Source organism: Brucella sp. H1_1004 (assembly GCF_047308065.1).
Classification (GTDB): domain Bacteria; phylum Pseudomonadota; class Alphaproteobacteria; order Rhizobiales; family Rhizobiaceae; genus Brucella; species Brucella pseudogrignonensis_B.
Genome location: NZ_JAYKZA010000001.1, coordinates 919,105 through 942,285, shown reverse-complemented (window position 1 = coordinate 942,285; position 23,181 = coordinate 919,105). Strand labels below are relative to the sequence as shown.

Sequence of the window (23,181 nt, the reverse complement as noted above, 5' to 3'; positions counted from 1 at the left end):
TCGTAACTCTCTTATAGTGTTATGGCAGACCGCGTGGCCTGATTGAATGCACCGGACATGAAGCGCAGCAATGCGGCAACTTCCGAAAGGGTTTCTTCTGAAGGGCGGGCATTGGCGGTCGATTCGACAAGTAGACGCTCACGAATCTCGCGATAACGCGCGCAAGCCTCTGCTCCCTTTTCAGTGATCTTGACCGTCTTTTCCTTGGACGCCTTACCAGTGGTTAGAAGACCGGCTTTTTCCAACTTACGGATGGCGTATGTCGCGATATGCGTGTCTTCAATATCAAGCACCAGACAGATATCAGCCAGCTTCTTTTCGCGTCCGCGATGCCGGATGGAATGTAGGATAAGAACTTCAATTGGAGAAAGGCCCGGCAAACCGGCTGCGGCCATGCAGCGAACCATCCAGCGCGAAAATGCATGGGAAGCCAGAATGAGCCCATACTCAACTTCCGACATGCCCGGCGAGCCACCTTCGGCAAGGTGAGACGAGGAAACAATCGGGCCAAGTGATGCAACAGAACGAAGATGCTTTGGAAGAGACACCTCATCAAAGGTTGACTCTCGTATTTCCAACAATGCGTCCGCACCGCTTTGCGGTTCTGTATCGTGCACCATTTAACGCCCCTTTTATTTTATTCACTTTATGTCATCAGCTTATCGCCATTTTGTCAATAAATTGTATTTATGTATGCGCAATAAGCACAGGAGATGCTCAACAGCCGCCCACCATTTTGACCATAATTCGATGAATTATTCCGCAGGCTTAAGCCAACTATCAAACCATCCGGGTAACAATCGCCTTGATTTCACGCTCAAAGAAATCAGAGAATGTCGCAATACGTGGCGGCAATTTCTGGAACGGTGGATAATACAGCGTCAGCCAAAGCTGCGGGGGCGACCATTGCGGCAAGATATGAACAAGCCGACCCGTACGCAGATGTTCCGCCACAATAAAGGTCGGCAGCATCGCAACGCCTGCTCCGCCAGCCGACATATTGGCGAGCACTTCACCATTATTAGCACTGATCATGCGCCCAGCAGAAATATTGAAGGTTGCACTTCCATCCGACAAGGTCCAGTTTTCACGGCGGCTTTCTGGACTATAGCCCAGACATCCATCCGAGTTCAGTTCACTCGGATGTTCCACATCAACATATGGCGTACCGGGCGCCGCGACTAGAATGCGCCTGATCTCAATGATCTTGCGCCAGATGGTGAATTTATCCGACGGTGCACCGGAGATGCGGATCGCCAGATCGAAATCCTGCTCGACAATATCGAGCATCTGATCCGTCAGCGACAACTCCACCTCAATCTTTGGATACAGTTCCCGAAACGCCGAAAGAATTTGCGGCAGCACCTGCTGGCCGAGCGACATCGGCGCATTGATGCGCAAGCGCCCCTGATCTGCCTTATGAACATTCATGAGGTCATGCCGCGCAGCCTCCAGCGCTTCCACTGCCGGTTCAATACGCGCAGCGAAGACTGCACCATCACTTGTCAATGAAACCTGCCGCGTCGTGCGGACAAAAAGCTGCACACCCAGATCTTCCTCCAGTGCCGCAATTGTGCGGGTAACGGAGGCTGGTGTCATGTCCAACTCCCGCGCCACTTGGGCAAAATTTCGCTTCTCTGCCGCCAGAAGAAAGGTTTTCAGGGCTTTCAGTTCATTCATTTTATTATTGCACTTTGTGTAATAGATTAGCAATTATTGAGACAATTGTTATCAACTATCAAGTCTCTTAAATTCGGCTCAACAAGATTGCAAAGCGGTAATGCCGCAGAAAGGCAAATATCATGCTGAACCAGATTAAGGGCCTTCACCACGTCACTTCGATGGCCGCTGATGCGCGCCAGAACAATAGCTTCTTTACCGACACACTCGGCCTGCGTCGTGTAAAAAAGACCGTCAATTTCGACGAGCCAAGTGTTTACCACCTTTATTATGGCGATGAAGTCGGCACCCCCGGCTCGGTCATGACCTACTTCCCTTTCCCGAATATCGTTCGCGGCCGTCCAGGTATTGGTGAAGTTGGTGAAACTGAATTCTCCGTGCCAAAGGGTTCACTCGGCTTCTGGAAAGACCGCCTTATTGCTAAAGGCGTAACCGGCCTTGAAGCTGACCTTGTGTTTGGTTCCGAACGCCTGCGTTTTCACGGTCCGGATGGCGATGGCTTTGCACTCGTCGAGATCGAAGACGACAAACGTGCACCTTGGATGAGTGCAGGTGTGTCTGAGGATGTCGCTATTCGTGGCTTCAGCGGCGCGCGTATGCGGCTTCACGACATTGATGCCAGTGCCGAGCTGCTCAAGTTCATGGGTTATGAACGCGCTGAAACCGAAGGCAATGTCAGCCGCTTCATCATGCCAAATGGCAATGGTGCCGATACGATTGACCTCGAAGCTCTTCCTTCCGCTCAGGCGGCGCGTCAGGGTGCAGGCTCCGTACACCACATCGCCTTTGCGGTGCCGGATCGCGCTGCACAGCTTGAAGTACGCAAGGCACTGATGGACACGGGTTACCACGTAACACCTGTGATTGACCGTGATTATTTCTGGGCGATCTATTTCCGCACACCGGGCGGCGTGTTGTTTGAAGTCGCAACCAACGAACCCGGCTTTGACCGCGATGAAGACACAGCGCATCTGGGCGAGGCACTCAAACTGCCAAGCCGTTATGAAGCTTATCGTGATCGCATCGAAGCCAATCTCGAACCTTTGACAGATAAATAACTGGATGCCTCCGGCTTTCCCGGAGGTGCCCTCCTTTGGAGGATTATCATGACAAAAAATGAATATATCAGCTTTGTGCGCGAAGGTGTTGCCGGTTCGCCCGTTGTTATCGCGTTTCACGGCACAGGCGGCAATGAACACCAATTTACCGGCCTGATCGACCAGATGCTGCCCGATGCAGGCATTGTCTCCCCGCGCGGCGATGTATCGGAATTCGGTGCCAATCGTTTCTTTCGCCGCACAGGTGAAGGTGTCTATGATATGGATGACCTTCACCTGCGCACCCAAAAAATGCTGGGCTTTATAAGCGAGGTCCGCGAGCAGAACACGGGTCGTGAAATCTTTGCGCTCGGCTATTCAAATGGCGCCAATATTCTGGCATCCATGCTGTTTCGCGACCCAAGCCTGTTTGACCGTGCGGCACTCATGCATCCGCTGATACCATGGACGCCAGAGCCACAGCCGGCTCTCTCCGGCAAACGCATTCTGATCACGGTTGGCGAAGTCGATCCAATTTCGCCACTCAAGCTCTCAAAGAGCCTGATTGAATGGTTCAAAGCACAGGGTGCAGATGTGGATGCACTAATTGCACCCGGCGGCCATGAAATCCGTCCCGCAGAACTTGAGGCACTAAGCGCATTTCTACAAGCTGTCTAGAAATATCGATCAATTGCTGAACTACAATCAAAAGCCGTTCAGGGAAAGCCCTCTGAAAGGCTTTTGATAAGCGTATTATTCTTAAATGTATCGCTTTTAAGTAATTCAGGTTATAGGCTTCAATAAAGATACACCCATCTCGACCGTGAAGAGTTAATGAGCGCCTTATTTAACCTTGACCAGCAAACAATGTTCACGGTGAATGCATTCTTGCTGTTGGTTTTTGCGGCAGCCTTTTTGCTTGCAAGCTTAGGCGATAGAGATCGACGCTATTGGTTTAACCTCGTTCTTTCTAATTTCTTATTTGCTATTGCTTTTTTCCAATTCGCAAAAAAAATCAACGGTTCGGCAGAAGCGTTGCTAATTCCCAACGCGTTGCTCGTGATTGGTTTAGGTCTTCGCTGGCAAGCAATTCGTAACTTTTTTGGCCATCCATCATCGCCGGTCTGGTTCATCGGCCTAACGGCAGCAATCATTTTAGCGCTGTTATTTTCAGCCTCTTTGGGCCAAGGCTTGGTTTTTGGCTTTATCAATTTGGCCATAGCGGCACAGATATTGGCCATCATCATCGCCCTCATATACGAGAAAGAAAAGCTACCCTCCAAATTGGGGCTTATCTTGGCCTATGTCGTTATCGGCCTATCCTCTCTGCTACGTGTCATACAAGGCTGGATACTTTCACCTGAAATCGAAAGCCTGCTTCCCGCAGACATATTCCTTGAGATCAACTTGATTGCAGCCACGATTCACATCAGCGCAAGCGGCGCATTTTCGCTGTCATTAGCGTATGAACGAACGGTTGCGGTTTTGCGCGAGATTGCTATGCGCGACCCTTTAACGGGTCTGTACAACCGCTGGAGTATTCAAGCGCTGATGGAAACCATACAGGGGCGAAAACTGGATCATACGACGTCAGTCGTAATGCTGGATATTGATCATTTCAAATCTGTGAATGACACATACGGACATGCGGCCGGAGACGCAGCTCTCAAACACTGCGCAGACCTCATCCGTCACACATATCGCGAATTCAACCTGATCGCCCGCGTCGGCGGCGAGGAATTTCTGGTTATCATGCCCAAACAAAGCATTGAAGAAGCAGAGAAGCTGGCGCGAAAGCTGCAAACGGCCATGAAAACCAATGTATTTATGTTTGAAAACAAGCACATTCCATTGACTGTCAGCGCTGGCATTAGCCACGGATCAGCCGACCCTCTGTCATTACAAAAGCTGATTAGCAGCGCTGACAAAAGCCTTTATCAAGCAAAAGCCAGCGGTCGCAATCGCATTGAAATCGACCCTGAATCCAGTGCTCTGTATCTTGCTTGACGGCAACCGGATACTCTCGACCCGAACGCATTAATCAACCAAATGCGCGCCGCCGTATTTTTGCTGGCTGCTGCAATCTCAATGGCGCGTGAAAACTAACCTACTCTGCGGATTTTAATATCATCCGAGCCTCGTGCTGGAAGCGCGGAGCTTGAGTTGTTGTGGAATATGCACAGTAGCAATCGTTCACGCATCTTTTCCACATCAGAGCGAACATATTACTCTTGTAATTTTAAATATACATATGTATTAGTGGCACGAGTTCGCTATCGGGCCGTAGGCAGAGGAGCCTTCCCGGGTGATCTTTTAATAGTCAGGCGGGAGGAAGTTTCGTCTGATTTCCAAGGGAGGAATTTATGAAAAAGCTTGCTTTGCTGGCGGCTGTTGCTGCCTTTTCGTTGCCTGTTTCGGTCATGGCGCAGGATGCGCCAGGTACTATCAAAAAAGACAGCTACCGCTTTGTCATCGTGCCGAAAGTCGTTCACCCCTGGTTTGACAAGGTGAATGAAGGTGCGCAGCAGGCCGCTGCCGCTTTGAAAGCGCAGACCGGCGCCAATGTTGAAATCGTCTACTCCGCACCACAGAGCGCAGACGTTGTTCAGCAGAACCAGATTATCGACAGCGCACTTGCCACCCGTCCAGATGGCCTCGCACTGGATCTTCTCGATCCATCGGGCAACCGTGCATCGCTCGAAGAAGCACAGAACCAGAAGGTTCCACTGGTCCTGTTCGATTCCGTGCCACCAGAAGGCATGAGCATCACCCATATCGGTTCGGACTTCTGTGAGCAGGCCAAGATCGCTGCCCGTCGTCTGGTTGAAGTGCTCGGCGGCGAAGGTGAAGTCGCGATCATGATGGGCGTGCCAACCGCACCGAACCATTCGATCCGCGCTGAGTGCCATCGCGAAGTTTTCAAAGAGCATCCGGGCATCAAGGTTGTTGCTGAAGGCATCGACAACGACAGCATCGAAATCGCGCAGCAGCAGGCAGCGGCCATCATGCAGGCCAATCCAAACCTGAAGGGCTGGGTTGCTTCGGATGCAGCTGGTCCGATCGGCATTGGTCAGGCTATCGTTGAAGCTGGCAAGCAAGGCAAGGTTACGCTGGTCGGTCTCGACAATCTGCCGGAAATGCTCGACATGATCCGCAATGGCGTGGCTGACAGCTCGTCCGCATCCCAGCCTGAATTGCAGGGCTACTGGTCGGTTATGACGCTCTGGGCACAGGCAACCGGCGCTCCGGTTCCTGGCTATATCGACACCGGCAATGCTTTCCTTACCAAGGAAAACGTAGGCAACTGATCCGTTCCGATCTCGTTGCTGGAGCACGGGCTCTCCCGTGCTCCCTTTTTTCCTGTTCTATCGGCTATGACCGGCAGCTTGTCGGAAACGCAGCGATAGTCTTCCAAGGTGTCCATCATGGCTTATCTTGAAACAAGCGGATTAGGCCGGGACTTTCCGGGCGTAACCGCGCTGGATGGTGTTGACCTGAAAATCGAGCTGGGTCGCACACATATTCTTGCTGGTGAAAACGGTGCTGGCAAATCAACCCTCGTTAAAATTCTGACCGGAACCGACAGCGCATCGCGCGGTCAGGTGCTGATCGATGGACGCGATCCGGTGGCGGATCCTGCACTCTATAAAAACGTCGCCTATGTCCCGCAGGAACTGGCCTTGTTCCCGCAGATGAGCGTTGCCGAAAATCTATTCATGCCGTTCAGCCGAACAGGCCATGGCGGCTTGATCGTCAACCGCAAGGCTTTGCTGGAAGAGGCAAAATCCTATCTCGACCGTTTCGGCATTGAAGCGCAGCCGGATGATTTGGTTGCCAATATTTCCGTATCCGATCAGCAGCTCTTGCAGATTGCACGCGCCTGCACCAATGCGCAGATGAAGGTGCTGATCCTTGATGAGCCAACATCATCACTGACCCGTGTTGAGGTCGAGCGTGTCTTCAAAGTCATTCGCGGCCTGCTTGATCGCGACCATGCGATTGTCTTCATCAGCCACAAGATGGAAGAAGTCTTCCAGATTGGCGATGATTATACCGTTCTGCGCAATGGCACGAAGATTGAAAGTGGTCAGATCAAGGACATCACCGAAGCCGATCTGATCCGCGCCATGTCTGGCCGTGATCTCTCCTTCGACGAACATTTCCGCCCGTCAAAACCGACCACTGAAACCATCATGGAAGTGCGCGGGCTGTCCGGTTCGCGCTTTGAAGACATCAGTTTTGATCTTCGCAAAGGCGAGATTCTCGGCTTTGCCGGACTGGTGGGCGCTGGACGCTCCGAGGTCATGCAGACGATCTTCGGCTTTTTGAACGCCAAAGCGGGCAGAGTGAAGGTCGAGGGCGAAAGCTGGACACTCAATGATACCTCGCGCTCGGTTTCCGGCGGCATGCTCTATCTTTCAGAAGAGCGCAAGCATCACGGCATTCTGCCGCTTCTGTCGTTGCGCGAAAATATCGGCATTTCGATCCTGGAGCTGACCAGCGGCAGGTTCGGCATTTCCGACGCCCGTGAACGCAACATCGTGCAGACGATTATCGATGATTACGGGATCCGAACGTCTGGCATGGGCAAGCGCATCTCCCAGCTCTCGGGTGGCAATCAGCAGAAAGCGATTATCGGTCGCGCCATGGCGACGCGTCCGCGTGTGCTGATCTTTGATGAGCCGACGAAGGGCATCGATATCCGCACCAAATCCGAGATTTATCGCATCATGAAGAATCTCGCCGAAGAAGGCGTCGGTGTCATCCTCGTTTCTTCAGAACTCAACGAACTGCAGAAATGCGCAAGCCGTATCATCACCATGCATAACGGCCATATCACCGGTGAGTTCTCCACCACCGATACCAACAATGAAACACTCGTGGGCGCGATCTTTGGAACAGAGGTAAAAGCCGATGCAAACTAATCCCCTTTCCAATCTCATCCGCACGCCGCTGGCCGGTGTCTTTGTGGCCCTTCTGGTGATCTTTGGCCTTTCGGCCATCATGTCGCCTTACTTCCTGACCCCCTATAATCTGTCGGTTGTTGCACGCGGCCTCGCCTTTGTCGGCCTCATCACCATTGCACAGTCGATGTTGATGGTGCTGGGCGAGCTCGATCTGTCGCTTGGCGTGATCGGTGGGCTTTGCGGCGTTGTATCGGGCATTCTGATGGTCCGCATGGGTTTTGAGCCTTATTCGGCCATGTTGCTGGCCATTCTGCTTGGCCTTTGCCTTGGTTTATTCAACGGTTTCCTCGTCACCTTCCTCCGCCTGCATTCACTAGTGCTCACCATTGGTACAGCGGGCATTTTCGGCGGAGCCAATCTGGTGCTGACGCGCGGTGTTGCCATCACAGGTATTCCGCGGGATGTGCAATATCTTGGCCGTGGAGATTTGTTCGGCGTGCCAGTGCCATTCATCATCATGTTTGTGGCCCTGTTGATCGCGACATTCGTGATGTTGAAAACTCCGTTTGGTCGCTACATGTATGCCATCGGCAACAATCGTGACGGTGCCCGCATGCTGGGCATTCGCGTGGATCGTGTGCGTCTGATGGTGTTCGGCGCTGCTGGCGCCATTGCAGGTCTGGCTGGTGTGTTGATGGTGGCGCGTCTCGGAACTGCACAGCCGTCGATTGGTGATAGCTGGGTTCTGGCTCCGATTGCAGCATCTGTCATCGGCGGCGTTGCCACAACGGGTGGTATCGGCAGCCCGATTGGTGCGATATTCGGTGCAGGTATCATCGCTATTATTGAAAACATTATCGTTCTGTTCGGTGTCTCCCCTTACTGGCAGGGTATTGTTTCGGGTGCAATCGTCGTGCTGGCCATCTCTTTCGATGCCATATCGCGTCGCTATCTGCGCCGGGATGCCCACTGAGCTGAACACGCGACGAGTTTTAGAAAGCTAAAGACATGAATGAAGAAGTCAAAACGAAGAAGCTGATCAACGCGCCTGAAAACATCATTGCAGAAATGATTGAAGGCATGGTTGGTGCGCATCCTGATATTCTGCGCGTTGAGGGCGAAACCGGTCGTGCGGTTGTGGCGGTCGATGGCCCGCGTGAAGGCAAGGTCGGCATCGTTGTGGGTGGTGGCTCAGGACACGAGCCAGCCTTTGCGGGCTATGTCGGACGCGGCCTTGCAGATGCAGCAGCCGTTGGCAACGTGTTTGCATCTCCATCACCTGCACATATTGCGGAAGCGGCACGCGCTGCCGATGGTGGCGCTGGCGTTTTGATGCTCTATGGCAACTACACCGGCGATGTTCTCAACTTCACCATGGCTGCGGAAGAACTCGCACAGGATGGCATGGATGTGCGTCACGTCGCAGTGGCCGACGATGTGGCCTCAGCGCCGCTTGATCGCAAGTCGGAGCGTCGCGGCATTGCCGGTGATTTCTTCGTATTCAAGGTGGCCGGTGCTGCTGCTGATCTCGGTGAATCCCTGCCGCGCGTTGAAGCGCTTGCTCAGGCTGCCAATGAAGCGACCCGCTCGATGGGCGTGGCTTTAAGCCCCTGCTCGCTGCCGCAGACCGGCAAACCGAATTTTTCCATCGGCGACGATGAAATGGAAATCGGGATGGGATTGCATGGCGAACCGGGCATCCGCCGCCAGAAGCTTGCACCTGCGGATGAAGTCACCGACGAATTGATGGCTTCGGTGCTGGAAGAGCTCGCGCTCAAGGCTGGAGATCGCGTAGCGGTTCTGGTCAATGGACTGGGTGCAACAACCCATATCGAGCTTTATCTGATCTTCCGCCGCGTAAAGCAGATTCTGGATGGCAGGGAAATTCAGATCCATGCTTCGTGGGTGGGCGAATATGCAACATCGCTCGAAATGGCTGGTGCGTCGGTCACGCTGATGAAGCTCGATGCGACGTTGCAAGCGCTGCTCGATCATCCATGCCATACCCCAGCCTTAACGGTTGGTGCTGTGCAGTCAGCGGATCGTGAACCGGCTTCAAGCCGCAAGGTAGCACGCGCTGTTGAACATAAGGAAGCAGCATCGGACGCGCCACGCAAGCTCCTCACCGATGGTGATGTAACGCCTGCGCTGTTCAAAGCGATGATGATGAATGTCGGCAATCAGATCATTGCCGAGAAGAACTGGCTTTCGGAGCTCGACGGCGTGATCGGTGATGGTGATCATGGCATTACCATGGAAATCGGCTGGAAGGCCGTGCAGCATGCGCTTGAAGACGAACAGGGCGATGAAACCATTGAGGCGATCTGCAAGCGCATGGCCAAGGCGTTTCTGGATGCGGTTGGCGCTTCGTCAGGTCCGCTTTATGCAACGGCATTTTTGCGTGCGGGTACGGCTGTCAGCAATCGTCTGAATCTTGATGGCAATGGCATGGCGGAATGGTTAGCTGCGGCATCGCAGGGTATCCAGGATCGCGGCCGCGCTGCACCGGGCGACAAGACGATGATTGACGCATGGGTTCCAGCGGTCGAAGCTGCCAATCAAGCCGCGAAAGCAGGAAAATCCACGCTCGACGTGCTGATTGCGGCACGCGATGGGGCCGAAGCCGGCATGAAGGCGACGGCTGCCATGGAATCGCGTCGTGGCCGTTCCGCCAAGCTTGGTGAACGCTCGATCGGCCATATCGATCCGGGTGCAGCGTCTACATTCGTAACACTGCGCGCCATGGCAGAAGCGCTTCAAGCAAAGGCTTAATCAATTAGAACAGGGGCCGTGTTTAACGCGGCCCCTGCAACAGTGCATGCGCAACACCTTCATTCGTGACGAGACGATTGACATAACCACCGCGCAGAATGGCCCGGATAATTGGGATTTTGTTCAGCCCACCTGAAACCAGAACCGATGCCGGTTTGAGTTTGAGCTTGTCCGGTGGCAAGGCAATGATTGAATCATTGAGGAAATGGCCAATTGGTTGACCTTGAGCATCAAGAAAATATCCCAGAAACTCACCAACGGCTCCGAGCTTCAGCACTGCATCAAGATTGTCTTTTACCACCCGGATATGGGTGAGCGACGTTTCCGATGTCAGTGCGCCACATGAGACAAGGCCGATATCGGCAATTTCGGTGCGGGCAAGCACGTCTGTCAATTCATCGCTCAGAAGTATGGCCTCGCGGCTTTCGCGGTTGGCACAATAGATCGGGGCAGTCAGATAGTGGCACTCAACACCTAGGGTGCGGGCAAAATCGGTCGCAACTTCAAACGTATTGGTTGAGGAGCCGCTGGTCACGCCGCCCGTCAGACTGACGACCCAGCTTTCCGGCTTGGGACGCGAACGCAGACTCCTGACTGCGAAACTCAAAGTACGGCCTGAAGCGATCCCTATCCCCATGTCACGTCCTGCAATCAGTTCGCTTGCCATGGTTCCTGCAGCTTCACCGATCACGCGTTTCTGTTCAAGATAGTCATCAAGGTCTGGTACAACTACGACATCGGCAAGGCCGTAGCGGGCTGCGACCTTTTCCGCCAAGACGATGCAATCGACAAGCGGAAGGCTGACATTGACCTGTATCTGTCCCGACTCGCGGACCTGACCAATGATCTTGTTGACCTTTAGTCGCGTTATATTGAGCCGTTGCGCGATTTCCTGTTGGGTCTGGCCACCAATGAAATAGAGCCAAGCTACGCGCGCGCGCTCCTGCTCGTCATCGACTGATGCAAAACTCTCGCTCATTGACCGCCTTTGCCCGTGGTGAAATCCGGTGCATCATCTTTTTGAAAGATTGGCCGGAGGAAACCTTTTCCTTTTGATTTCTCAACTCATTTCACAAGTTGGGGTTCGCTCGCAAGGTCTTTTTGGACATAAGGATGATGGCCATCAAAAGCGATCAGGCCGCTTCTGCCGGCGGTGCCATCGCGCCTGTCATCAGTGCAACAGCGTCGGACATGGAATATTGCTTCGGATCGACCACCGTCAGACGGCGACCAAGGCGATGAATATGGATGCGATCAGCCACTTCAAATACATGCGGCATGTTGTGCGAAATCAGCACAATCGGCATTCCACGTGCTTTCACATCCTGAATAAGCTCAAGCACACGGCGTGATTCCTTCACGCCAAGTGCGGCGGTCGGCTCGTCCATGATCACAACTTTCGAGCCGAAGGCTGCAGCGCGAGCAACGGCAACGCCCTGCCGCTGACCGCCAGACAGGGTCTCCACCGCCTGGCTGATGTTTTGAATCGTCATCAGGCCGAGTTCGGAGAGCTTTTCGCGCGCAATCTTTTCCATCGCCCCGCGATCAAGCATCCTGAGTAATGAACCAAGCGGACCCTTACGGCGAATTTCGCGCCCAAGAAACAGGTTGTCTGCTATGGATAACGCAGGTGAAAGAGCGAGGTTCTGATAAACCGTCTCAATGCCTGCATGACGCGCTTCCATGGGAGAATTGAAGCTGACTGGCTTGCCATCAAGCAGGATTTCACCCTCGTCAGGGCGAATGGCTCCCGAAAGCGCCTTGATCAGCGACGACTTGCCCGCGCCATTATCACCAATGACGGCAAGAATCTCCCCCGGATAGAGGTCGAAATCGGCACGGTCGAGCGCCGTAACACGTCCATAGCGCTTGACGAGACCTTTAGCAGAGAGAACAGGCGTGGGTGAGGTTTTCATGCGGCAGCCTTTCTGATCCACTGGTCAATGGCAACGGCGGCAATAATAAGAACACCAATCAGGAGGTAGGTCCATTGTGGGTCTGTGCCCCACAGACGCAGCCCCAAGGAGAAAACACCAACAATCAATGCACCAAACATCGTACCAAGGATGGAACCCCGCCCGCCAAAGAGCGAAATCCCACCGATCACGACGGCTGTAATGGATTCAATATTGGCAAACTGCCCTGCCGTCGGTGATACGGAGCCAAGGCGCCCTATCATAGCCCAGCCAGCAAGCGCACAGATAAGCCCCGCCAGAATATAGACTGACATGAGGATAGGCTTCACCGAAACGCCCGACAGTTTTGCGGCTTCGGGATCATCACCAATAGCATAGACGTGACGTCCCCATGCCGTATGGTTGAGCACAAACCAGAGGAGCAGGACCAAAAGCACCATAGCGATCACGCCATAAGTAAATACAGCTCCGCCAATACGAATGCTTTCGCCAAAGAACTGCAAAATCGGAGCTTCCGCCGTGATTTCCTGTGCGCGAATGGTTTCATTGGCGGAGTAAAGGAAGTTCGTAGCAAGGATGACCTGCCACATGCCAAGCGTAACGATAAAGGGTGGCAGACGCACATAGGCTATCAGAAACCCGTTGATGAAGCCACAAAGCGCGCCGGTCGCAAAGCCGCACAGGATGGAAAGCTCCGCCGGCAAGCCGTAGCGGAATGTGAACTGTCCCATGACAACGGAAGAAAGAACCATGATTGCGCCAACCGACAGATCGATACCGGCGGTCAGGATCACCAGAGTCTGCGCTGCGGCGACAATGCCTGTGATCGCGACTTGCTGGAGAATGAGTGTCAACGCAAAGGCTGAAAAAAATTTGCCACCCAGCGTGATGCCGAAGACCAGCAACGAAATCACGAGCACAATCAATGGCACCGCTGCCGGGTTGTGATGCAGAAAATGTCTGACGCGATAAAGCACGGAATGATCGCCTGCATCGAAGGAAGCGACATCGCTTGCACTTTGCGAGAGCGATTTTTCATATTCCTGCATTGATGATTTTGCGGCAGTGGTCGTTGCCTGCGGCTCACGCATGTCTGTCTCCTGCTTTATGGCGCAAGAGCATCCGGCAAAAGCTGCCGGATGCAGATTGTCACACAGCTTTTAGCCCCAGCACTTGCCCAGCGCCGTCTTGGTGTCGATTGACTCCACACCTTCGACGGGCTTGTCGGTGACAAGAGCCACACCCGTGTCGACGAAGGTTTTACCTTCGGTCGGCTTAGGCTTTTCGCCTGTATCTGCGAATTTTTTAATGGCTTCGATGCCAAGCGCTGCCATTTGCAACGGATATTGCTGCGATGTCGCGCCGATCACGCCAGCTTCGACATTTTTAACACCAGGGCAACCACCATCAATCGAAACGATCAGAACGTCCTTCTCACGACCCAAGGCCTTCAGAGCTTCATAGGCACCAGCCGCAGCAGGCTCGTTGATCGTGTGAACGACATTGATGGTCGGATCTTTTTGCAGAAGGTTTTCCATGGCGCGACGGCCACCTTCTTCATTCCCGTCAGTAAGATCCCGGCCCACGATACGCGGATCGTCTTCATCGCCAAGTTTCGTTCTGTCTTTCGGATCAATACCGAAACCGACGTCAAAGCCCTGATCACGCAGAACATCAACACTTGGCTGCGCTGCCGTCAAATTAAGGAAGGCTACACGCGCATCCTTGGCCTTATCACCGAGGGTTGCAGCCGCCCATTTTCCGACCAGCTCACCCGCAAGGAAATTATCTGTTGCGAAAGTTGCATCAGCCGCATCGGCCGGCTCCAGCGGCGTATCGAGAGCGATAATCAACGCGCCGGCTTCGCGGGCTTTTTGCAGTGTTGGCACAATACCTTTTGTATCTGAGGCGGTAATCAGAATGCCCTTGGTGCCATCTGCGATACAGGTTTCGATGGCGGCAACCTGGCTTTCTGAATCGCCGTCGATCTTGCCGGCATATGTCTTGAGATTAACCCCAAGCTCCTTCGCTTTCGCGATAGCACCTTCCTTCATCTTGACGAAGAACGGATTGGTATCAGTCTTGGTAATCAGGCATGCGCCGACATCAGCCGCACTGGCTGGGGCTGCAACGGAAGCAGCAACACCGAGTGTCAAGGCAGCAATTGCTGCGGAAAAAACTGTCTTCTTCATGAACTCCTCCCAGAGTGAAACCGGTTCCTCTTCCCCCGGCGTGATGAAAACAAAACACGGCTTCATAGCAGAGTCAATTAATAAATCCACTTGATTTATTAATTTGCTGTGTCACTCTCTTGATAGAGAAATAGAAAACCCTCGTCAGCATTGGGGGTGAGAAAGACCTCTAACCCGCTGTTTTGATTAATATGTTCTTTAAGTTTAGGCTTTCTCGACACCGAAGTTTGGGATAGGCAGATTCAATAAATTTGCAGGATTCTGGGAGAGGATATGGTCAGGCACACTTCAGAACGTGGTTCTGAGCAACACGGCGATCTCGCCGCCGCAGGGCCAGCTTTGCCGGAATTTGCGCAAACAGGCGTCAACATCAATCGCGGGTCCAATCAGATCGGTGTCCGCGCTTATAACGAGCGTCTTGTGCTTGCTTTGGTACGCCGACACGGTGCAATGGCGCGTGTCGATATAGCACGGAAAACAGGCCTTTCGGCGCAAACAATTTCAGTGATTATTCGCGAATTGGAGAAAGACGGCCTTATCACGCAAGGCGAACGTGTACGTGGGCGTGTCGGACAGCCTTCCATGCCTATGCGACTTGCCGCAGATGGCGTCTTCTCGTTCGGCCTTAAGATAGGCCGCCGGAGCGCTGAAATAATCCTAATGGATTTTCTGGGCCAAATACGCAAGCGCCGCCACATCACCTATGCATGGCCTGTTCCTGATATAATCCGGACCTTTGCTTTCGATAGCATCGCTGAATTTACTGCCGCGCTTGATGCTGACAAACGCGATCGGATTGCGGGCCTTGGGATTGCTCTCCCGTTTGAACTTTGGAATTGGGTTGAAGAAGTGGGCGCACCCGTTGCTGATATGAACGCCTGGCTAGATGCCGATCTGATCCATGATTTCGGTTCATCTCTGCCTTTTCCTGTCTTTTTGCAAAACGATGGCACAGCCGCCTGTGGTGCAGAACTGACTTTCGGACGCGGCCCTGAATTTACGGATTTCGTTTATTTCTCAATCGGATCATTCATCGGCGGCGGCGTTGTGTTGAACAACACACTGTATCCAGGAAGAACCGGGAATGCTGGCGCCCTGGGTTCCATGCCGATGCGGATGCGTGAAGCAGACGATAAACGTGAAGCAATCCAGCTTATTGATACAGCATCGCTTTTCGTTCTTGAACGAATGTTGCATGAACATGATATCTCGTCCGACGAGCTGTGGCTTTCGCCGGAAAGCTGGCCGGATTTCGGCGATGTGTTAGACGAATGGATTGCGCTGGCCGCACGCGGACTAGCCCATGCAGTCGTTGCCGCCGCATCGGTGATTGATTTTCCTGCTGCGATTATTGATGGTTGGCTGCCGCAAAGTGTTCGGCTCAGAATCGTCGAAGCAACGAAATTGGAGCTTAAACGCATCGACCTGCAAGGGCTTTCAGCGCCCGAAATTTTGGAAGGCAGAGTCGGCATTCATGGAAAGACGATGGGCGCGGCAAGTCTGCCGCTTTCTCACCGTTATCTTTTCGATCAGAGCGTGCTTTTTAAAGAGAGATCATAGACGGGAACGATAGCTGATAGCTTTTCGGGATGCGCTACAGGGCTAAGTGCATGAATCTCGAGCCTCAGTATTAAAAGCTTCTTCTTCAGTTAATCCGTGTTTCATACACTTAAAAATTTATAAGCACCGCTGTGATAAAGCAGCGGCTCGCCCTCGCCCGTGACGATTCTAAGTGCACGGCCAATGATGATCGCATGGGTATGGCGCTCCATGACATCTTCAACAGCACAGTCAATTGATGCCAATGCGCCGTGGAGAGCTAACGCACCGCTTTCAAGCCGGTACCATTGAGCATGTTCATAGCGATCAGCGCCCTTAACGCCCCCCCTGCCAGCGAAGCGATCAGCAACCGCCTGCTGGTGAGCGGACAAGATATTGACGCAGAAATGGTTATGACGATTGATCACCGGCCAAACCGAAGAACCCACATTAATGTTCACGATGATCGTGGCCGGCTCGACCGACAAAGCTGTCGCTGATGTTACTGTTGCGCCAGTTCGGCCTTCTTCAAATCCTGCGGTGACAACACTCACCCCCCCAGCAAGATGACGCATTGCAGCTTTAATCTCAGCAGGAGCAACCCCAACATCCGATACTTCTTCATCAATCTGAGGAAGCGGTTCGCGCAGATATGTTACTATCGAAGCCATGTGTGTCTAGTACTCCAGATAATTCATTTCACACTACGGTAGCAGCCCCATGTCGATCCACCGAGAATGGGGGTTCTATATTCGATTGATTTTGTAGAAAATTAAAATCAACGCGCTGCGAGAAAAGAAACATCAAACGGCACAAGGACGCGCCGCCCGATTATATTTCTAATAATATCAATATGATAGGCCCAGATTGCCTTTTAATGTGTGCGTAGAATAGTCTTCACGGTACACGCCCTTTTCCTGCAAAACAGGGATGACCTTTTCGACGAATTCATCAAAACCGCCCGGCGTGAGATGTGGTGCAAACACAAATCCGTCGGCCGCATCCGCCTGAACATAGGTATTGATTTCGTCTGCAATAGTTTCCGGCGTACCAACAAATTCCTGTCGCGCTGTCACCTTTATAATCAAGTCGCGGATACTGAGCTTATCGCGTTCAGCAAGTTCACGCCATGTACGTGCCGTATTGATGCGATCATCAAAACGGTTGGCACGCCCCAAAGCCAATTGTTCATGCTCAACGTCCGGCTCAAGTTCCGGCAGAGGGCCGTCCGGGTCATAGCTGGAAAGATCACGGTTCCAGACTTGCTCCAGAAACGTAATTGCAGATTTCGGGCTGACCTGCTGAAGACGGATTTGACGCAGCTTGTACTGCGCATCCTCTTGCGTATCCCCCAAAACAAAATTGGCTCCCGGCAAAATTTTGAGTGAATCCGGGCTGCGTCCATAATGTGCAAGGCGCTGCTTCACATCGCGATAGAACTGTTGACCGGCTTCAAGTGTGCCATGGCGCGAATAAATGACATCAGCATGACTGGCGGCCAACTCCCGTCCTTCTTGCGAGTCGCCAGCCTGCGCAATAACTGGTGCGCCTTGCGGCAAGGGTGCCAGATTTGAATGACCAGCAATGTCAAAATGCTTGCCCTTGAAAGCAAAGTCACCACCGGCCCAGATTTTCCGCGCTGCATCCAAAAACTCGCGGGCACGTTCATAGCGTTCCTTGAACGGCAAATGATCACCTCGCCTAAAATTCGCCCCGGTAAATGCGCCGGGCGAAGTCACCACATTCCAGCCCGCGCGACCACCTGAGAGAATATCAAATGTCGCGAGCTGACGAGCGAGTGCATAAGGCTCGTTGAATGTAGTTGTAAGCGTGCCGATGAGTCCGACATGCTCAGTGATAGAAGACAATGCGGTGAGAATGGCCAGCGTATTCGGACGGCCTGCGACATCGAGTTCGTGCAACTTTCCTTTTTGCTCGCGCACCCGCAGGCCTTCCGCCAGAAAGATAAAATCAAACTTTCCACGTTCAATTGTTTCGGCAAAATGCCTGAAAGATGAAAACTCTATCTGGCTCCCGGCTGCCGGATCGCTCCATACGGTGAAGTTGTTGACGCCGGGAAACTGTGCTCCGAGAATTACCTGCTTCAGCTTTGTCATTGTATCCGCTCCTTCGCTCAAGCCGCTGCTGAGTAACGATTGATTGCTTCCGGCAGACCAAACCGCGCCCGCAACGTGGTGCTTTCGGTCTTACGAATGAGGTCTTGAGCACGCAGTGCTGGCAGCAGCTCATTTAAAACAAAATCGCTTTGTGATTGCGGGTCGGACAACACCAGCCTTATCCCCTTCACACCGAACGCTTCGCCATGGAGAATGTTTTCAATAACGCTCTCTACAGTCGGTGCGTGTGAAAGCTCGATATCTCCAACCACGACCGGTACAGTCTCGCCTATAGCCTTGGACAAGGGGCCGCTCACTGGAACAAAAACGACATCAACGTTGTGTGCTCTGGCAACATCTTCATGGCGAGTGAGCGTTGTCGCGATAACAGGCTGTCCTTGCGGGGGGCGCGGTGTTATCGACGGTCCAAGAACCCGGAAATTATCGCTTTCAAACTTGATGTAATGAAGCTTCGAAGCATCAAGAAAGCGGTGGGTTTTCTTATCACGGATGACAGCATCATCTTCCCAGCTATCCCATAGCCTGCGAATGACCTCGATTGCGTCCTGCGTATCGCGATCAAGTGCGTCATGTTCAAGCGAAGGATAGCCATTCAAAGCGCCCAGAGCTTCGCTCGCTTCGATATTGCGTTTTTCACCAAGTGCTTGCACCAGAATGCCCGCCCGGCCCTCACTGATATAATCGAGCGTCGCAACGGCCGTTGAAAGGTGAAACGGCTCAAGAAAATTCGTTGCCGCACCGGCGATAATTCCGATATTGGCCAAGCGCGGCGCAAGCCAGTTTGCTAGCAATATGGCATCCAGCCCATCGCCATTGCCGTTGGCGAAACCATCCTCCAGCGTTAAAAATGAAAACGCGTCGTTAAATGGTTTTGTCAGCTCGGTCCAGAACTGTCGCGATGGTTTTTCACTGTTCTGCGAAGCGGTGGCGACATCGATGCCGACACCGAAGAGTAAGCCTTTGGATTGCGTCATGTTATAATTCCGATCATCATTGAATAGATTGGTTGGCTAGGCGGTTCTGACCGCAGCGCCTTTGCCAGTTTTTCTGCGCGCCTATGGCTGTAATCAGCGATGGGAGCGGCATCGACAAAGTCCTCAATCAGATGCGCAAACAGCGGCACACCAACTGAAACGCCAACATTCAGCCTGCCGTTTGAGAGCAGGTCCACAGTTGCAAGGTCTTCGGCCAGACGAAACGGATTTTCATAGCCTAGCTGGATAACCGCTGTACCAAGGCCGATATGTTTTGTTCGCTGCGTTGCCGCTGCAAGAAACGTTGAAGCCGAAGAGATACCGCGTTCCAGATGGCGCTGGCGCACCCAGCCGCTGTCATAATCCAATCGCTCTCCATGTTCGAAAAGCTGAAGCGTGTCCTCTAAACCCCGTGCGGGATCATACTCGTGATGACTGCCGGGAATGAGAAAGGCGAAATGTTCGATATGTGAAAGGGGCATGGCTTGTTTCCCTTCTCACGCAGCGGTTTCGCGATAGCTTTGAAGTCGCGCAAGAATCTTTGCTTCCTGCATCGCCTTCCGTTCCCGTACGCGCTGGGTTGCCTCTTCAAATGATGTCGATGGAGGATAAAGCGGCGAAGAGCCTTGCTGACCCAGTCTGGCGCCAATGTGCTTTTCAAACGGCAGCGAACGGTAGTGCCGGACATCTGAAGATGTGTCGAAAAGCGGACGATAACCGAGTGAAATATACAGCGCTGTTGCTTCAGGCTGGCGAAAGCCGGTTGAGAGATAAGCCCGCGTATACCCCAGTTCGCCAGCTCTTTCTTCAAGAGCCAAAACGATGCGGCGCGCCAGCCCCTGTCTACGCATATGCGATGCCGTCCAGATGCGCTTAAGCTCAACCGTTTCATCATCGTGGCTCATGAAAGCGCCGCCAGCAATGGTCACGCCATCACGCTGCAAGAGCAAAAAGCCACCTAGCGGCGGCGCAAAAGCCTCAGTTGGGTAGCGCAGAATTTCCGTACGTGCACCACCTGGCCGATCCAGATTCGCATAACGGCTTTCATATTCATGAACCAGACCATTAATGAGGGGATCTGCAGCAGGGTCCAAAAGCGATGACTGAGTAATAATATCTACCATAGAAGACCTCTAGAGAAATAAATACTTCTTCATCGGTGCTTTGTAGACAGCAACAACCAATGATGTGAAAGCATATTTCTCTTACGGTGCATCTTTATTGGTAAATTTGCACGGCACGAACATTTAATGATACAATAAATATTAGAAGAATATTGCTAGATTAAAACTATATAAAAAACATAGGCTACAACTTCATTGAATTTACTGATGAGGACAACATGCCCTATGTGCTTAGCTTTCTGGATAAGAGCCCAATTCACGACGGCGAAGAAGCCAACACAGCTCTTGGCCGCACGATAAAGCTTGCGCAGAAAGCAGAAGCCGCAGGCTTTCACCGTTTCTGGGTGGCAGAGCACCACAACACACCGGCGCTCGCCAGTTCGTCACCGGAGGTGCTGATCGGCTTTTTGCTGGCTCATACCCATCATATCCGGATTGGTTCGGGCGGCGTGATGCTGCAGCATTACAGCGCTTATAAAGTCGCTGAGAACTTCAATCTGCTTGCATCACTTGCCCCGGGACGGGTCGATTTGGGTGTTGGAAAAGCGCCGGGTGGCCTGCCACTTTCAACACGCGCCCTGCAAGGCGCTTATGACCCGGACCGAAAGCCAACATTCATACAGCAGCTGGCAGAGCTTGATGGTTTTCTCGATCATGGTTCTGATAAATCAGATGATGAAAACGGTATTTCCGCCTATCCGGTTCCGCCGCAAAAACCTCAACGTTTCCTGCTGGGTGCGAGCGTCGAAAGTGCTGAACTTGCGGCGCAGCTCGATTGGAACTTCGTTTATGCCGGACATATTCAGGGCGATCCGGCAGCCATCAAAGAAGCGGTTGAAGCCTATCGGACAATTACGAACCGCCCTGCCATTTTAGCGGTCAGCGTTATTGTTACTGAGAGCGATGCCGAGGCGGAAAAACTGGCTGGTGATATTCGCCGCTTCCGTGTTGCGGTCGAAGGCCTGCAGCCGGTCAATGTCGGCAGTCACGAACAGGCGCTTGAATATGTGCGACAGGCAGGTGCCACACAATACAGCATCGAAGAGCGCACGCCTCGCGTGGTCCATGGCACAGCCTTGCATGTTCACAGTGAACTTCAACGCCTGCATCGTGAACTGGGCGTCACCGAGTTCGTGATCGACTGTCCTGTTTCAGAAGGCGGCCATCGTCTCAAAACCATTGAGCTGCTCGCCAACAATCGCCCGGCAATCGCGGCATAAACTCTCCCAATTTCCCGACACTGGATATTCAACGTGGTAACAAGACGAGCTTTTCTGGCTGGCGCCAGCGCCCTTACTCTGATCATTGCTGCTGGAGCCGAAATCACTTCGGCCAAAGCAAATGCTGAACCCGTCAGCGGTGGTTCTCTCACATGGGGTGTGGAGACAGAGCCAAGCACACTGAATCCCCATTTGAACGGTCAGGCCAAAGCCAAGCTTATTCTGCGCAACAGCTATGAATCCCTTTTGGCCCGCACACCGGAGGGTAGTTATGTGCCGTGGCTCGCCAAGAGCTATGAAGTTTCTGAAGACGGCAAAACCTACATGTTTAAACTGCGCGACGGTGTGAAATTTTCGGATGGTGAGACATTCGATGCAGCAGCTGTTGCTCTCAACTTTAGCAAACTCAAAGAACCTACTTATTCAGGAAGCATCAGTGCGGGCCATGTCGCGCGTGTCAGCGAAGTCACGGCCGTTGATCCACTGACTGTCGTTATAAAACTCGACCGCGTTTACGCACCTTTTCTGGATGGTGCGGCAGGCATTGAACTGATCTCGCCCAAAGCATTTGAATCTACACAGCTGAAGGCTGGTGGAACAGAAGTCGCAGGAACCGGCCCCTTTGTTATCGACCACTATATCAAGGGTCAGGAAATCCGCTTCGTTAGAAACCCGGATTATAATTGGGCGCCCGAAAATGCCGCGCATCAAGGCCCGGCCTATCTCGACGATGTGACCTATCGTTTCCTGCCGGAATCCTCAGTGCGTATCGGCGCACTCACTTCCGGGCAGATCGATGCCGCAGAAGGTATCTCCGGCAACGATGCGCAACTTTTCAAAGATAATCCGGAATTTAGCTACCAAACTTCAATCAACACCGGAACGCCTTATACACTCTATCTCAACATCACCCGCGAACCCACTTCCGACGTCAATGTCCGTAAAGCAGTGCTGGCTGCCGTCGATGTCGAACGCATTATTCAGTCGGTTTATCGCGGTGAGCGCGAACGTGCCTGGGGCATTCTTACGCCCGCTGACACTGACTTTTACGACAAGTCAATTGAAGGCACTTACGGGTTTAATCCAGAACTTGCCAATAAGCTTCTCGATGACGCGGGTTGGACGGAACGCGATGCCGACGGCTTCCGCACCAAAGACGGCAAACGTCTGACAATCGAGGTTGTGCAGTCACAATCCACCGTGCGCGACCAGCGTGATATTTTATTGCAGGCGGTACAGGCCCAGGCCCGACAGAATGCGGGCATCGATATTGCGCTGCAATATGTCGATGCGGGTACCTATTCCAACCGTCAGAAAGACGGCGAATACGGCATCATTCCAAACTCGACCACGACGCAGGAAAACGGCGTCACCATCTATTTCCATTATCTGCCACGCGATAAGGGCGGCTCGATCAATTATAGCCGTACGGAAGACCCTAAAGTCTCCCAATGGCTGGACGAAGGCGCTTCCACGCTCGATCCCAAAAGGCGCTTTGAGACTTACGCAGATCTGCAACGTTTTGCGTTGCTCGAACAGGCCTATGGCCTGCCGCTCTACGTGCCTGCCGATCAAATCGTCGCATCATCACGCGTTCAAGGCATTGGTTTCCGCCCTTTCAAGCGGCTTCCGGAAAACGCCTACGACATCTGGCTTCAAGATTAATTCCATCTTTTTGACGA

20 protein-coding genes and 1 pseudogene are annotated in these 23,181 nt (G+C 52.8%); 10 read left to right on the top strand and 11 right to left on the bottom strand.

Annotation, left to right across the window (positions count from 1 at the left end):
- Positions 1-11: 11 nt before the first annotated feature.
- Together U2P60_RS04645 and U2P60_RS04640 are read right to left on the bottom strand one after the other, a co-directional pair.
- Entirely contained in the window at positions 12-620 is a 609-nt protein-coding gene (locus U2P60_RS04645; protein WP_413571540.1) for a winged helix DNA-binding protein, read from the bottom strand.
- A 160-nt stretch (positions 621-780) separates the two neighbouring features.
- Positions 781-1,680 (bottom strand): LysR family transcriptional regulator, encoded by a 900-nt coding sequence (locus U2P60_RS04640; protein WP_413571539.1) that lies wholly within the window; start codon positions 1,678-1,680, stop codon positions 781-783.
- A 122-nt stretch (positions 1,681-1,802) separates the two neighbouring features.
- Between U2P60_RS04640 and U2P60_RS04635 the strand changes: the two genes are divergently transcribed.
- The 7 genes from U2P60_RS04635 (at position 1,803) to dhaL (ending at position 10,396) form a co-directional block, all read left to right on the top strand.
- The gene (locus tag U2P60_RS04635) at positions 1,803-2,738 is read left to right on the top strand and encodes a VOC family protein (RefSeq protein WP_413571538.1); all 936 of its coding nucleotides are present in this window, start codon (positions 1,803-1,805) and stop codon (positions 2,736-2,738) included.
- 48 nt (positions 2,739-2,786) lie between these two features.
- The gene (locus tag U2P60_RS04630) at positions 2,787-3,395 is read left to right on the top strand and encodes an alpha/beta hydrolase (protein WP_413571536.1); all 609 of its coding nucleotides are present in this window, start codon (positions 2,787-2,789) and stop codon (positions 3,393-3,395) included.
- 156 nt (positions 3,396-3,551) lie between these two features.
- The gene (locus U2P60_RS04625; RefSeq protein WP_413571535.1) at positions 3,552-4,724 is read left to right on the top strand and encodes a GGDEF domain-containing protein; all 1,173 of its coding nucleotides are present in this window, start codon (positions 3,552-3,554) and stop codon (positions 4,722-4,724) included.
- Between the two features lie 356 nt (positions 4,725-5,080).
- Positions 5,081-6,025, top strand: coding sequence for a substrate-binding domain-containing protein (locus tag U2P60_RS04620; protein WP_313829415.1), 945 nt, complete (start codon positions 5,081-5,083; stop codon positions 6,023-6,025).
- A 117-nt stretch (positions 6,026-6,142) separates the two neighbouring features.
- Positions 6,143-7,642, top strand: coding sequence for a sugar ABC transporter ATP-binding protein (locus tag U2P60_RS04615; protein ID WP_413571534.1), 1,500 nt, complete (start codon positions 6,143-6,145; stop codon positions 7,640-7,642).
- Positions 7,632-8,597 carry an ABC transporter permease gene (locus U2P60_RS04610; RefSeq protein ID WP_313829413.1) on the top strand — a complete coding sequence of 322 codons (966 nt, stop codon included), beginning with the start codon at positions 7,632-7,634 and terminating at the stop codon, positions 8,595-8,597. Before U2P60_RS04615 ends, U2P60_RS04610 begins: the two co-directional genes overlap by 11 nt.
- 35 nt (positions 8,598-8,632) lie before the next feature.
- Complete coding sequence (gene dhaL / locus U2P60_RS04605; protein ID WP_413571533.1) at positions 8,633-10,396, top strand: dihydroxyacetone kinase subunit DhaL; 1,764 nt, start codon at positions 8,633-8,635, stop codon at positions 10,394-10,396.
- Between the two features lie 22 nt (positions 10,397-10,418).
- Here the strand turns inward: dhaL and U2P60_RS04600 are convergent, their stop codons facing one another.
- The 4 genes from U2P60_RS04600 to U2P60_RS04585 form a co-directional block, all read right to left on the bottom strand.
- On the bottom strand, positions 10,419-11,375 hold the full coding sequence (locus U2P60_RS04600; RefSeq protein ID WP_413571531.1) for a sugar-binding transcriptional regulator: 957 nt from the start codon (positions 11,373-11,375) through the stop codon (positions 10,419-10,421).
- Between the two features lie 154 nt (positions 11,376-11,529).
- Entirely contained in the window at positions 11,530-12,312 is a 783-nt protein-coding gene (locus U2P60_RS04595) for an ATP-binding cassette domain-containing protein (protein WP_313829410.1), read from the bottom strand.
- Positions 12,309-13,403, bottom strand: coding sequence for an ABC transporter permease (locus U2P60_RS04590; protein WP_413571530.1), 1,095 nt, complete (start codon positions 13,401-13,403; stop codon positions 12,309-12,311). Before U2P60_RS04590 ends, U2P60_RS04595 begins: the two co-directional genes overlap by 4 nt.
- 69 nt (positions 13,404-13,472) lie before the next feature.
- Positions 13,473-14,504 carry a sugar ABC transporter substrate-binding protein gene (locus tag U2P60_RS04585; RefSeq protein ID WP_413571528.1) on the bottom strand — a complete coding sequence of 344 codons (1,032 nt, stop codon included), beginning with the start codon at positions 14,502-14,504 and terminating at the stop codon, positions 13,473-13,475.
- A gap of 273 nt (positions 14,505-14,777) precedes the next feature.
- Between U2P60_RS04585 and U2P60_RS04580 the strand changes: the two genes are divergently transcribed.
- A complete protein-coding gene (locus tag U2P60_RS04580; protein WP_413571527.1) occupies positions 14,778-16,064 on the top strand; it encodes an ROK family transcriptional regulator in 1,287 nt (428 codons plus the stop codon).
- Positions 16,065-16,165: 101 nt separating this feature from the next.
- Here U2P60_RS04580 and U2P60_RS04575 read toward each other — a convergent pair whose 3' ends face one another.
- From U2P60_RS04575 to U2P60_RS04555, 5 genes and pseudogenes are all read right to left on the bottom strand, one after another.
- A complete protein-coding gene (locus U2P60_RS04575; RefSeq protein ID WP_413571526.1) occupies positions 16,166-16,714 on the bottom strand; it encodes a flavin reductase family protein in 549 nt (182 codons plus the stop codon).
- A gap of 177 nt (positions 16,715-16,891) precedes the next feature.
- A complete protein-coding gene (locus tag U2P60_RS04570; RefSeq protein WP_413571524.1) occupies positions 16,892-18,160 on the bottom strand; it encodes an LLM class flavin-dependent oxidoreductase in 1,269 nt (422 codons plus the stop codon).
- 17 nt (positions 18,161-18,177) lie between these two features.
- Positions 18,178-19,155, bottom strand: a complete 978-nt coding sequence (locus tag U2P60_RS04565; protein WP_413571523.1) for an LLM class flavin-dependent oxidoreductase — start codon at positions 19,153-19,155, stop codon at positions 18,178-18,180.
- Positions 19,156-19,190: 35 nt separating this feature from the next.
- A pseudogene (locus U2P60_RS04560) lies at positions 19,191-19,637 on the bottom strand (LLM class flavin-dependent oxidoreductase); the annotation flags it as partial.
- A 15-nt stretch (positions 19,638-19,652) separates the two neighbouring features.
- Entirely contained in the window at positions 19,653-20,279 is a 627-nt protein-coding gene (locus U2P60_RS04555; RefSeq protein ID WP_413571522.1) for a GNAT family N-acetyltransferase, read from the bottom strand.
- A gap of 218 nt (positions 20,280-20,497) precedes the next feature.
- Here U2P60_RS04555 and U2P60_RS04550 point away from each other — a divergent pair, with 218 nt between their 5' ends.
- Positions 20,498-21,499 (top strand): LLM class flavin-dependent oxidoreductase, encoded by a 1,002-nt coding sequence (locus U2P60_RS04550; RefSeq protein WP_413571521.1) that lies wholly within the window; start codon positions 20,498-20,500, stop codon positions 21,497-21,499.
- Positions 21,500-21,532: 33 nt separating this feature from the next.
- On the top strand, positions 21,533-23,164 hold the full coding sequence (locus tag U2P60_RS04545) for an ABC transporter substrate-binding protein (RefSeq protein WP_413571520.1): 1,632 nt from the start codon (positions 21,533-21,535) through the stop codon (positions 23,162-23,164).
- Positions 23,165-23,181: the final 17 nt, after the last annotated feature.